Here is an 11,614-nt window from a genome sequence, read left to right on the forward strand (position 1 = left end):
CCCGGCCCGGCTGCGGTTTATTTACTCGGTAGCCGCCGTCTTGCGCGGACGACGCGCGCGCGGCGCCGCCTTGCGGGCCGGCTTCTTCGACTTGGCAGCGGCCGGTGCTTCGGCAGCCGATTCGACCGGCGCGGCGTCATGCGACGGCTGCGCCGCGGCAACCTCGCCGCCGAAATCGCCGGCCGCCGGCTCGGCGTGCGTCACCGCGGCGTGCCGGTCGTCGCCCTGCCCCGCATCGCGATGTGCGTCGTCGGCATGCTTGCCGTGCGCGTGCTTGTCGCCACCGTGCTGCGCCGCGCCATGCGCGGCATCGTCCGGCTTCCCGGCCTCGTGACGGCCGGCGCTCTTCGCGGCGGCGGTTTTCTTCGCGCCGGTCTTCTTCGCCGCACTCTTGCGTGCGCGCTTGCGGCCGTCCTTCGCGTCGCCGTGCGCGTCGGCCGCATCGGCCGTGACGGCAGGCGCGACCGCCGCTGCGTCGGCGACTTCGGCAACGACCGCCTCCTGCGCTTCGACCTGCACGCTTTCGTGCACGACCGCTTCCGCCCGCTGCCCGCGACGTCGCGATTCGCGCCCGGCCCGCGCCGGCTCCGCCGCGCGCGGGCTGTGGTGCGCCGCGGCACCTTCACCGCCCGCCGCGACATGCTCCGCGGCCGCCGGCTGGCGTGCCCGCGACACGAACGCACCCGACTTGTCGTCGCGCCCCACTTCGAGCAGGCCGCGCGCCTGCGCCTCGTCGAGCAGGTTGCCGAACGCGCGGAACCCGTAGTACGACTCGTTGAAATCCGGCTTGCGGCGCTTGATCGCGCTCTTGAGCACCGACGCCCAGATCTTGCCGACGTCGTCGCGCTCCGACGCGAGCGCGTCGAACGTCTCGACCGCCAGCGCGATCGCCTCGGCCTTGCGCGCGTCCATGTCGTGCTTGCGCGACGGCTCGTCGGGCCGCTTCGCGCCGCCGTTACCGGCGCGCTGCTGTTGTTCGCGCTTCGCGAGCGTGCGCTGCTGCTCGCGCACCAGATCGTCGTAGAAGATGAATTCGTCGCAGTTCGCGACCAGCAGGTCCGACGTCGATTTCTTCACGCCGACGCCGATCACCTTCTTCGCGTTCTCGCGCAGCTTCGACACGAGCGGCGAAAAGTCCGAGTCGCCGCTGATGATCACGAACGTATCGACGTGCGACTTCGTGTAGCAGAGATCGAGCGCGTCCACGACGAGCCGGATGTCGGCCGAATTCTTGCCCGACTGGCGCACGTGCGGAATCTCGATCAGCTCGAAGCTCGCCTCGTGCATCGACGCCTTGAAGCCCTTGTAGCGATCCCAGTCGCAATAGGCCTTCTTCACGACGATGCTGCCCTTCAGCAGCAAGCGCTCCAGCACGGGCTGGATGTCGAATTTCTCGTACTTCGCGTCGCGCACGCCGAGCGCGACGTTCTCGAAGTCGCAGAACACGGCCATGCTGACGTTGTCCAGGGGTAATGCCATGTGTACTCCAACCGGTTGGCCGACGCGTTATGGGACGTAGCGTCGAAAAATGCATCGCGCACATGATAGCCGGTCGGCGCGTCATTCCCGAATCCGGGTGAATGAATGACCGCCCGAACGTGCGCCGTGTCGCCGGGAGACCGCGTATCCGCACCGGAAGCCCGCGCCGGTACGCCCCTTATTACCTGTGCGCCGCCACCGCGATTCGACATTACACTTGAGTTATCGGTCGTCCGTCCCTATCTGGGAGGATGACGCATCGAGCAAGGAGCGGTTTCATGACGACGAAGGTACTGCTGATTGGCGCGACCGGCCGCACCGGCCAGGCCTGCGCGGATCTGCTGCTCAAGCAGCCGGAATTCGAGGTGACGGCGCTGGTGCGCCGGCAAGGCTATGCGCTGCCGGGCGCGAAGGTCGTCGAGGCCGATCTGACGGACGATTTCTCGCACGCATTCCAGGGCATCACGCACGTGATCTATACGGCCGGCTCGGCCGAATCGGAAGGCGCGGCCGAAGAGGAGCAGATCGACCGCGACGCGGTCGCCCGCGCGGCCGAGTATGCGCTGGCGTACAACGTGCAGAAGCTCGTCGTGATCAGCTCGCTGTCCGCGTACTGGCCCGAGCAGAGCCCCGACGCGCTGCGCCACTATTCGCAGATGAAGCGCGAAGGCGACGAGCGCGTGATCGCATCCGGCGTCGACTACGTGATCCTGCGCCCCGGCCCGCTCACGGACACGCCGGGCATCGGCAAGATCGCGCTGACCGAGGAGCGCGTCGAGCCCGCGCCGCCGGTATCGCGCCAGGATGTCGCGTGGGCCGCGATCGAGGCGATCAAGCTCGGCATCTCGCGCAAGATCGTCGGCTTCGTCGGCGGCGGCGTGCCGATCGAGCAGGCATTGCGCGCATAACGCGGCTCCACGCGCGCCGCCTCGCGAGGCGGCGCGTTTTCCCGCGCCCGCGGCCCGCACGACGGGCCGCTTACGCGTGGGCTGCCGCCTACTGCTTCGGATGCGCGTCGGCCCACGCCTTCACGGCGGCCAGCGTGTTCTCGACGTGCTTGTCGGGCGACAGGCTCGTGTATTCGTACAGAATCTTCCCTTCTGGCGAAATCACGTAGGACACGCGGTTCGCGCGGTCGAGCGCCGGCAGCTTCGCGTCGTATTCACGGATGATCTTCGCGTCCGGATCGGCCGCGACCGGGAACTTGCTCCGGCACTCGCTCACCGAGAATTTCGTCAGCGTGTCGATATTGTCTGCCGATACGCCGATCACCGTCGCGCCATAAGCCTTGTAACGGTCGACCGCATCCGCGAACGCATGCGCCTCGATCGTGCAGCCCTTCGTGAACGCGGCCGGGTAGAAATACAGCACGACCGGCCCATGCTTCAGCGCATCGGCGAGCGAGTACGTGTAAGTCTTGCCGCCCAGCGACGCCTGCGTCGTGAAGTCCGGCGCCGCGGCGCCCGGCTTCAGTTGCGCCTGTGCCATCAGCGCATGGCCGGCCACCAGCGCCGCCGCGGCGCCCAGCAACAGTTTTCGCTTCATCTGCGTCCTCATTTCTTATAAAGTCAGCCTCGATGTAGGCCACGTTGGCGTTCGCCTGTCGAACGCACGTGCATGATCCGGTCCAGCGGCAGCACCATCCGCGCCCGGCCCGTTAAAGATTCCGCACAGTCTGCCGTTATTCCTTCCGGACAACCGGTTCCAGCCCTTCACGTCAGCGAGAAACATGGAAGCCAACAGGAAACAGACGTCACGCAAGGGCTCCTGGCGCAGCGCCTTGCATACGCTGCGCCGCTTCGCCTGGTCGGGCGGCGCGCTGATGCCCGCGCGCGCCGGCGCGCCGCGGCGCGACGACTCCGTGCGCAACTGGCTGGAACAGACGGTCGGCACGGTGGATTTCCTCGCCCATGTCGACCGCGAGTTGCGCTTTCTGTACGTGTCCGACGCGAGCCTGCGCTTCATCGGCTACCACCGCGACTACCTGCACACGCTGACGCTGCGCGACCTGATCGCCGAACAGGATACCGCGGCGCTCGAAGGCCTGCTTGCGCGCGCCGCGCATTCGGGCCAGGTCGAGAAGGCGACGATGTGCATCGTCAAGTCGCTGACCTATCCGCTCGACGTCGAGATCCGCGCGTTCAAGAGCCGTCACCTCGGGGTCGACGGCTTCGCGATCGCGGCGTTCGACGTGTCGTCGTGGCGCGCGCTCGAGGCGCGCCTCACGTACGAAATGCACCACGATCCGATGACGGGGCTCGACAACCTGTCCGCGCTCGTGCCCGCGCTGATGCGCGCGCAGCAGACCGCCGACGAGGACGGCACCTGCGCGGCGCTGCTGCTGCTCGACCTCGACGACTACCAGCGGATCAACCGCGCGCTCGGCTACGACGCGGGCGACACGCTGCTGCGCGAAACCGCGCAGCGGCTGAAGGCACTCGTCACGCCGAACGAACGGCTCGCGCGCGTCGCAAGCGACAAGTTCGCGATCGTGCTCGGCGCGCCGGACCGCGCGCAGGCGAGCCATGCCGCCGACGCGCTCGCGCGCCGGCTGCAGGCCGCGGTGCGCGAACCCTACGTGTACCAGGGGCAGACGGTGCATTTGTCCGCCAGCATCGGCATCGCGCTCTATCCGGACGAGCGTGCCGCGCCGCATCGCGCGCAGCACCACAGCCCGCTGCTGCGCCGCGCCGATCACGCACTCGCGCAGGCGAAGGCATCGGGCGGCAACGCGCTCGCGTTCCATGCGCCTGTCGACGATCCGGCCGACGCCGAACGGCTGAAGCTCGAAGCCGATCTGTACGACGGCGTGCGCAACGGCGAGTTTTCGCTCCATTTCCAGCCGATCACGCACAGCCAGTCGTGCGCGGTGGTCGGCGTCGAGGCGCTGATCCGCTGGCGCCATCCGGTGCACGGCCTCGTGCCGCCGGCGACCTTCATTCCGCTCGCCGAATCGATCGGCCTGATCAACTATCTCGGCAACTGGGTGCTCAAGGCCGCGTGCATGCAGCTCGTTGCGTGGGACCGTCAGGGGCTCGCGCTGCAGTACGTGGCGGTCAACGTGTCGCCGCAGCAGTTCCGCGACCCGCGCTTCACGCAGAGCGTGCGCGAGGCGATCGCGCTGACGGGCATCGACCCGCGCCGCATCGTGCTCGAAATCACCGAAAGCCTGCTGATGCACGACCCCGCGCATGCGAAGGGGCTGCTCGAGGAGCTGACCGATCTCGGCATCCGTTTCGCGATCGACGATTTCGGCACCGGCTATTCGAGCCTCGCGTACCTGCAGCGCTTCCCGCTTGCGAAGCTGAAGATCGACCGCAGCTTCGTCGAGAACCTGCTGACGTCGCGCAACGACCGCGCGATCGTGTCGGCGGTGGTCGGCCTCGCGCAGACGCTCGATCTCGAGCTCGTCGCCGAAGGCGTCGAGACCGAGGCGCAGCGCGAACTGCTGACGGAGATGGGCTGCAATCACATCCAGGGCTGGCTCGTCTGCCAGGCGCTGCCGTCCGAGGAACTCGCACGGCGCTTCGAGGCGCAGCAACTGCACCTGCACGCCGCCGCCTGACACGCGCGGCGAACCGGACAGATCCGTATGTCAACCACCGAATACCTGCCCCGCACCGCGTTGCTCGACAAGCTGTGGGCCCGGATGAACGAACGGGGCGACTTCCCGCTGCTGTCGGAATCGCTGCGCGCGACGATGGCCGCGATGAAGAACGACGACCTCGACTTCACAGCGCTCGTGCGCGTCGTGCTGTCGGATTTCGCGCTCACGCAGAAAGTGCTGCGGCTCGCGAACTCCGCGATGTACATGGCGTTCGGCGGCAACATCACGACCGTCACCCGCGCGCTGATGGTGCTCGGCCTCGACGCGGTCGGCCATCTCGTCGTCGGGCTGAAGCTCGTCGACCATTTCCACCACAGCACGCCGCGACGCATCGACGCGAAGCTCGAACTGAACCGCGCGCTGCTGTCCGGCTGCGTCGCGCGCAAGCTGACCGAGCACGCCGAGCTGCGCGGCGGCGAGGAAGCCGTCGTCTGCACGCTGATGCGCCAGGTCGGCAAGCTGCTGGTGGTCTGCTATCTCGACAGCGAATGGGACCGGATCCGCCGGCGCACGGCCGAACTGAACGGCGACGAAGCGGCCGCGTGCATCGACGTGCTCGGCGTCGGCTTCGACGAGATCGGGCTCGAAGCGGCCGCGCGCTGGCGGCTGCCCGACGTGATTCGCGCAGGGATGGCCAACGACGATCACGCGGCCCACGCCGACGCGTTCGACGACGAATACGACGACGACCGCAACGCGAGCCATGCCGCCGACGACGGCCCGGCCGACCGCGTACGCTGGCTGCGCGCGGTGAGCCGCTGCTCGACCGAGGTCGCGAGCGCGCTCGTGATGCCCGCGAGCCCGCAGCGCGACGCGCGCATTGCGACGCTCGCGCAGCACTACGGCACGGAGCTCGACATGGAGTCCGACGCGCTAGTCGAGATCGCCGAGCTACTCGCGCGCGAGGAAGCGAGCGACACCGTGATGCGCGAGATCGTCGAGCTGCGCGCGAACGCCGATGCGATCGCGCGCGCGCAGGCCGAGCCCGAGGCATGCCTCGAAGCCGGCCTCGCGGACCTGCGCGCGCTGCCGTCCGAGCATGTGCTGACGCCGGTGCTCGCGCTCGCGTCGGAAAGCCTGCTGGCCGGCCTCGCGTTCACGCGCACCGTGATGTTCGTGCGTCACGACGACGGCACGTTCGCCGCGCGCCTCGGCTTCGGCCCCGGCGTCGATACGGCGCTCGACAGGCTGCGCTTCGACGAACGCTTCGAGCCGGACGTGTTTCATCTCGCGATCACGAATTCGGTCGGCATCTTCATCGAGCAGGCGCAGGAACCGAAGATGCTCAAGCGCCTGCCCGCGTGGTATCTGGACGCGTTCGACGACACGCGCGCGTTCGTGCTGCTGCCCGTGCGGGTCGGCACGACGACCGTCGCGCTGCTGTACGGCGACTGGGCAGGTGCGCAGCCCGCGCGCAAGATCGCGCAGCAGGAGATGAGCGTGCTCAACGAGCTCGCGCGCGAACTGGGCCGGTTCTTTCCCGCGTAGCGCGGCCAGCGGCGGCCTGCCCGCGTCGTTTCCTGCCTCCCGAACGCAAACCGGCCGCATGAGCGGCCGGTTTGCTTGCATCGTGCGATCGAACGAAACGCTTATTTGAGCGTCACGGGCACGCTGAAGTACTTCTTCGCGAGGTTGTCGATCGTGCCGTCGGCCTTCAGGTCCTTCAGCGCCTGATCGAGCGCGGTCTTCAGCGCCGCGTCGTTCTTGCGCAGGCCGAAGCCGACGCCCGAGCCGAGGATCTCGGTGTCGCTGACCGTGCCGCCCGCGAACGCGAAGCCCTGGCCTTGCGGCTTGGTCAGGAAGCCCTTCGAACCGGCTTCCGAATCCTGGAACGTCGCGTCGAGACGGCCCGACTTCAGGTCGGCATAGGCCAGGTCCTGCGTCTGGTACGGCACGACCTCGACGCCGGCCGGCGCCCACTTCTTCTTCGCGTACGCTTCCTGGATCGTGCCCTGCAGCACGCCGACGCGCTTGCCCTTCAGCGATTGCGGGGTCGGCAGCAGGCCGCTGCCCTGCTTTGCGATCAGCTGGTTCGGAATCGTGTAGATCGGATCGGTGAACGCGATCGCGTGCTTGCGCTGGTCGGTGATCGTCATGTCCGAGTTGATCGCGTCGAACTTGCGCGCCTGCAGCGCGGGGATCAGGCCGTCGAAGTCGTTCTCGACCCACACGCACTTCGTCTTCAGCTTCGCGCACACCGCGTTGCCGATATCGATGTCGAAGCCGGTCAGCTTGCCGTCGGGCGTCTTGTATTCGAACGGTGCGTACGAGGCCTCGACGCCGAACCGGATCTCCTTCAGATCCGCGGCAAACGCGCTGCCTGCCGCCGCCACCGATGCCGCCACCACCGCGTGCGCGGCCACTTTACGCCAATCCAACTTCATCAGGTGCTCTCCTCGATACTCGAATGTTCCGGAACTACGGGCGCTTGCATCATTGCAGGGCCGGATGGCCGCGACAATGTCGATGCCGCGCCGTGATGCGGCGCAACAGCCGCAAGGCCGCGATTGTACCAATCCGCGCGGCCCGATATGGCAAAGCGGCCGCCCGCGCGCGATGCTGCGGTGCGTGCGCGGCGCCGGCCGTGTCGGCAGCCGAACTTGCAAGACGATGTCGCAAATATGCAAGGCCGCGTGCCGTCGCGGCCGCGCAATCGGTCGGGACACGCGCTCAGACAAGTGCCGCGAGCGTCTCGCGCGTCGTGTCGACGACGAGCAGTCCCGCGCGCAGGCCCGGCTTCACGGTCGGGTTCGGAAACACGATCCGTTCCTCGTCGTGCGTCACCGTGTAGCGGTAGTCGCCGTCCTGCGCGAGCACCGTGCCGCGCGCGAACGCGGTGAAGTTCGCGACGTCGGCCGCGACGAACAGCTCGAGCGCGTCGCTCTGCTTCGTGATCTGGTCGATCACGGTGAATACACGCGGCAACTCGGCCCCGGCGTCGCTCCGCGCACCCGATACGAGTCGACGCACGGCCAGGTCGGCCGGCGCGAAGCGCGTCAGGTCGTTCTGGCCGAACGGCCGCACCTTGCCGAGTTCCAGTGTGCATGCGAGCGCGCCACAGTGCTCGGCCGTGAAATGCGAATACGTGTTGCCCTTCGCCGTATGCAGCAGCACGGCCGCGATGCGCGCGTCGCCGAGCCATTCGACCATCGTGCGCGTCGGCGGCGTGCCGGTATGCGGCAGCAGCGCGAACTGTTCGAACACCGACGCGCGGATGGCCGTATGCATGTCGATGTGCCAGCGCACGCCGCCCGCCGGCGCCGCCGCGAAGAACGCGGCAGCCGCCGCTTCGAGCCGCGCGGCGCGCGGCGCTTCGCGGCTCGCGGGCACCTGCGCGTGACGGCCGCTGAACAGGCGGTTCAGGTCGTCGTCGAGATAACGCTCGCCGGCACGCATCGCCGGCACGTTGCCGAGCACGACCAGCAGCCGGCACGCGAGCGGCAGCGCGCCCGATGCGAGATCCCGCACGAGCATCGACAGCAGCTCGATCGGCGCCGTCTCGTCGCCGTGCACACCCGCCGATACCAGCACGCTCGCGCGCGCCGCACCGTCAGCCGCGGCCGGTTCGAGCGCGAGCAGCCCGTCGCCGAGCCATTGCCAGCGGACTGCCCCGCCCGCGCAGGCGCCGTCCGTCGCGGCCGGCACGGTGCCGGCCAACGTGAACGCGAGAAAGTCGTCGAGCGGCGCGGCGGCGGACATCGGTGCGTCAGCGCTGGAAGTCATACAGCGACCCGACGCGCAGGATCTGCGTGAGCTCGTCGAGCGCCGTGCGCGATTCGTCGAGCAGCGCCGGATCGGCGAGGTCTTCCGGTGCGAGGCGATCGCGATAGTGCTTGTCGATCCACGCGTCGAGCGACGCGAACAGCGTGTCGTCGATCCATACGTTCGACGTGACCGCCGCGCGCTCCGCCTCGTTCAGTACGACGCGCAGGCGCAGGCACGCGGGGCCGCCGCCGTTCTTCATGCTTTCGCGCAGGTCGAACACGAGCACGTCGTGAATCGGGCCGTTGCCGGCCGCGAGACGGTCGAGATAGGCCGCGACGTTCGCGTTCTCGCGGCATTCCTGCGGCACGACGAGCACTTGCGAGCCGTCCGCGCGCGACAGCAGCTGGCTGTTGAACAGATACGACGTCACCGCGTCGTTCACGCTCACGGCCGCGTCGGGCACCTCGATCACGTTCAGGCGCGCGCCGCGTGCGTCGAGCGCGGCGGTCAGCGTGTCGTAGATCGCCTGCTTGTTGACGAATGCGCGCTCGTGCGTGAACAGCGTGTCGCGGTTGCCGACCGAGATCACGTCGTTGTGGAACACGCCGGCATCGATCACGTCCGGATCCTGCTGCGCATAGACCGTCGCTTCTTCGGCGAGCCCGTGGCGATGCGCGACCGCGCGGCTCGCCTCGAAGGTCTGGCGTGCCGGGAAGCGCTTCGGCTCGGGGCCGCGGCGGTATTCCGCACGGCCGTACACGAAGAACTCGATGCCCGGCTTGCCGTATTCGGCGCAAAAGCGCGTGTGGTTCGCCGCGCCTTCGTCGCCGAGCGCCGGCGTGCCCGTCAGCGCTTCGTGCACCGCGAAGTGCGCGGGATCGGCGAACAGCGTCGACAGCGTGCGGCGCGTCGCGTCGTGCTCGATCGCGCGATGCAGCTTGCTGCACAGGTTCGCCGGCGTGAAGTGCACGCGGCCGTCGCTCGTGTCGGCCGACGGGCTGACGGTGGCCGCGTTCGCGGTCCACATCGCCGACGCCGAGCTCGCCGCCGCGAGCAGCTCGGGCGCCTGCTTCGCGGCCTTCGCGATCACGTCCGCGTCCTTGCCCGAGAAGCCGAGCTCGCGCAGCAGGCGCAGCGACGGCCGCTCCTGCGGCGGCAGCACGCCCTGCGCGAAACCGAGATCCGCGAGCTGCTTCATCTTGCGCAGCCCCTGCTTCGCGGCGGCCTTCGGGTTCGCGGCCGACTTCTCGTTGTTGAGCGACGCCACGTTGCCGAACGACAGCCCGGCGTAGTTGTGGGTCGGGCCGACGAGCCCGTCGAAATTGGCTTCTTGTGCGTTCATCGTCGTTCCCTCGATCAGAAATGCAGGCCCGGCGACAGGCTCGCGGGCAAAGTCAGTTGCGTGCTTTCCACCGACGCCATCGGATACGCGCAATAGTCGGCCGCGTAATATGCGCTCGGACGATGGTTGCCCGACCGGCCCGTGCCGCCGAACGGCGCGGCGGACGATGCGCCGTTGGTCGGCCGGTTCCAGTTGACGATCCCGGCGCGGATCGTGCGGCGGAAGTGCTCCCAGGCACGCACGTCGTCGGCGAGCAGGCCGGCGGACAGGCCGAACGCCGTGTCGTTCGCGCGCTCGATCGCTTCGTCGAACGTCGCGTAGCGGGCGATTTGCGCGAGCGGGCCGAAATGCTCTTCGTCGGGCAGGTTCGCCACGCCCGTCACGTCGACGATCGCCGCGTTCACGAAACCGAGACGCGGATCGCGCTGCGTCATCGCGACGATCGGCTTCGCGCCCTGCTCGATCAGGCGCGACTGCGCGTCGACGAGCTTCGCCGCCGCGCGCGCCGAGATCACCGCGCCCATGAACGGCTGCGGATCGGCATCGAACACGTCGGCCGTGATCTTCGACGTGACGTCGGCGAAGCGCGCGAGGAAGCGATCGCCGAACGCGCCCTGAGGCACGAAGATGCGGCGCGCGCACGTGCAGCGCTGGCCGGCCGACAGGAATGCCGACTGGATCGTGTGATGCACGGCCGCATCGATGTCCTCGACTTCGCCGATCACGAGCGGGTTGTTGCCGCCCATCTCGAGCGCGAGCACGATTTCCGGACGGCCGCCGAACTGCCGGTGCAGCAGCGTGCCGGTATCCGAGCTGCCCGTGAAGAACAGCCCGTCGATCTGCCGATGGTTCGCGAGCGCGATGCCCGTGTCCTTCTCGCCCTGCACGAGGTTCAGCACGCCGGCCGGCAGCCCGGCTTCCGTCCACACCTCGACCGTCGCGCGTGCGACGCCCGGTGCAAGCTCCGACGGCTTGAACACGACCGTGTTGCCGGCAATCAGCGCGGGCACGATATGGCCGTTCGGCAAGTGGCCGGGGAAGTTGTACGGGCCAAACACCGCGACGACGCCGTGCGGGCGGTGGCGCAGCACCGCGACGCCGTCGGCCATGTCCTGGCGCTTCTCGCCCGTGCGTTCCTGGTATGCCTGGATCGAGATGCCGACCTTCGCGGCCATCGACGCGACTTCGGTGCGCGCTTCCCACAGCGGCTTGCCCGTCTCGCGGCCGATCGCGGTTGCGATCGCTTCCTTGCGTTCGTTGAGCAATGCCGCGAAGCGCTTCACGATCGCGCAGCGCGATTCGAAGTCGAGCGCCGACCAGCCGGCGAACGCGCGGCGCGCGCTCGCGACCGCGCGGTCGACGTCGGCCGCCGATGCGCTGTCGCCCTGCCATGCGATCTCGTCGGTGCCCGGGTTGCGCGAAGCGAAGACGGGGCCCGAGCCTGCGACCCAGGCGCCGTCGATGAAGAGTTCCGTCATGAT

Annotated in this window: 9 protein-coding genes; 3 read left to right on the forward strand and 6 right to left on the reverse strand. The window is 68.6% G+C overall.

Features of this window, described 5'->3' with window-relative positions; all coding sequences use genetic code 11:
- Positions 1–21 precede the first annotated feature (21 nt).
- A complete protein-coding gene (locus ACNQQL_RS07090; protein WP_347063699.1) occupies positions 22–1,479 on the reverse strand; it encodes an NYN domain-containing protein in 1,458 nt (485 codons plus the stop codon).
- Between the two features lie 278 nt (positions 1,480–1,757).
- Here ACNQQL_RS07090 and ACNQQL_RS07095 point away from each other — a divergent pair, with 278 nt between their 5' ends.
- A complete protein-coding gene (locus ACNQQL_RS07095; protein WP_347063700.1) occupies positions 1,758–2,387 on the forward strand; it encodes an SDR family oxidoreductase in 630 nt (209 codons plus the stop codon).
- 88 nt (positions 2,388–2,475) lie between these two features.
- On the opposite strand, the gene ACNQQL_RS07100 is transcribed toward ACNQQL_RS07095, so the two are convergent.
- On the reverse strand, positions 2,476–3,024 hold the full coding sequence (locus ACNQQL_RS07100) for a peroxiredoxin (RefSeq protein WP_105390752.1): 549 nt from the start codon (positions 3,022–3,024) through the stop codon (positions 2,476–2,478).
- A 277-nt stretch (positions 3,025–3,301) separates the two neighbouring features.
- Between ACNQQL_RS07100 and cdpA the strand changes: the two genes are divergently transcribed.
- Entirely contained in the window at positions 3,302–5,044 is a 1,743-nt protein-coding gene (gene cdpA, locus ACNQQL_RS07105) for a putative bifunctional diguanylate cyclase/phosphodiesterase (protein ID WP_204426344.1), read from the forward strand.
- A gap of 27 nt (positions 5,045–5,071) precedes the next feature.
- Complete coding sequence (locus ACNQQL_RS07110; protein WP_347063701.1) at positions 5,072–6,574, forward strand: HDOD domain-containing protein; 1,503 nt, start codon at positions 5,072–5,074, stop codon at positions 6,572–6,574.
- Between the two features lie 101 nt (positions 6,575–6,675).
- Here the strand turns inward: ACNQQL_RS07110 and ACNQQL_RS07115 are convergent, their stop codons facing one another.
- From ACNQQL_RS07115 to astD, 4 genes are all read right to left on the reverse strand, one after another.
- Positions 6,676–7,470: an ABC transporter substrate-binding protein gene (locus ACNQQL_RS07115; RefSeq protein ID WP_072435952.1), complete on the reverse strand. Its 795-nt coding sequence runs from the start codon at positions 7,468–7,470 to the stop codon at positions 6,676–6,678.
- Between the two features lie 286 nt (positions 7,471–7,756).
- Positions 7,757–8,785 carry a succinylglutamate desuccinylase gene (gene astE / locus ACNQQL_RS07120; protein WP_177318335.1) on the reverse strand — a complete coding sequence of 343 codons (1,029 nt, stop codon included), beginning with the start codon at positions 8,783–8,785 and terminating at the stop codon, positions 7,757–7,759.
- Between the two features lie 7 nt (positions 8,786–8,792).
- On the reverse strand, positions 8,793–10,133 hold the full coding sequence (gene astB, locus ACNQQL_RS07125; RefSeq protein ID WP_310136888.1) for an N-succinylarginine dihydrolase: 1,341 nt from the start codon (positions 10,131–10,133) through the stop codon (positions 8,793–8,795).
- A 14-nt stretch (positions 10,134–10,147) separates the two neighbouring features.
- Positions 10,148–11,611, reverse strand: a complete 1,464-nt coding sequence (gene astD / locus ACNQQL_RS07130; protein WP_347063702.1) for a succinylglutamate-semialdehyde dehydrogenase — start codon at positions 11,609–11,611, stop codon at positions 10,148–10,150.
- Positions 11,612–11,614 lie beyond the last annotated feature (3 nt).

The sequence above is a fragment of the Burkholderia sp. LFS061 genome, from assembly GCF_047978125.1.
Classification (GTDB): domain Bacteria; phylum Pseudomonadota; class Gammaproteobacteria; order Burkholderiales; family Burkholderiaceae; genus Burkholderia; species Burkholderia pyrrocinia_C.